This is a genomic window from Vibrio sp. 2033 (assembly GCF_033339735.1).
In genome coordinates this window covers 1-854 of record NZ_JAWOVC010000201.1, presented here as the reverse complement: position 1 = coordinate 854, position 854 = coordinate 1, and the positions used below count along the sequence as shown (strand labels likewise).

Here is an 854-nt window from a genome sequence, read left to right as displayed (position 1 = left end):
GGTGAACTTGAGAGAGTGTTGATGAAAAGGCGTTGGAACAAGTACATCGCTGGGTAGCCGATCACGGCAGAGGCCAAGAATACCCAAAGGCCCAATACGCCTACTTTTACTGGTAAAAAGACAATACCGGCACCGATTGCCATGCCGATACTCATGATCACCCATCCCCAGTCTGTGCTATCAAACTTGGTCGCGGCTTTCCACTCGTCTAGGGCCATGCCTGCTTTTACGTGCGGTGGCTCTTTACCGATAGGTAAGGTTTGTGTAGGTGCTGTCACGCTCATTTTATTGTTTCTCTTGTTAGTATGAATTTTTCTCAAATTTAATTGAGAAAACATATATCACCAATTTTTTTGTGGAAAATTCAGATAAATTTGAGATCTTGGCGAAAAAGTTCAAATAAATTGGATTTTTTGACGAATTTTGTGATCTGTTCTAGTTGTTTGATTCATATTTAATTGAAAAAATAACGCTAATACGGAAGTTAAATTAGAAACTTCTTAATAAAAAATAAAATTTATGTGAGGATTTAAAAATGAAAGAATTGATTTCATCTGAACACGCGCCTGCTGCTATCGGACCTTATTCACATGGCACTACCTATGGCGATTTGATTTTTACTTCTGGTCAATTACCCGTTGATAAGGCAACAGGAAAAGTAGTTGAAGGCGGCATCAGTGCACAAAGTCATCAATCTCTTACTAACTTGAAGCACGTTTTAGAGGCTGGTGGTGGCAGTGTCGATACTGTTTTAAAAACAACGTGTTACCTATCGAATATTAATGACTTTGCCGAGTTTAACAAGGTCTACGCAGAGTTTTTCCAACAAGATTGTCCGGCACGCAGTTGCTTCG

At 39.6% G+C, this 854-nt stretch carries 1 protein-coding gene and 1 pseudogene; one reads left to right on the top strand and one right to left on the bottom strand.

The annotated features are described in order from the left end of the window. A pseudogene (locus R7P74_RS25575) lies at positions 1 to 218 on the bottom strand (hypothetical protein); the annotation flags it as partial. A 317-nt stretch (positions 219 to 535) separates the two neighbouring features. Here R7P74_RS25575 and R7P74_RS25570 point away from each other — a divergent pair. Beyond that, positions 536 to 854, top strand: a 319-nt coding sequence (locus R7P74_RS25570) for a Rid family detoxifying hydrolase (RefSeq protein ID WP_318123442.1), incomplete at its 3' end; no start/stop codon positions are given.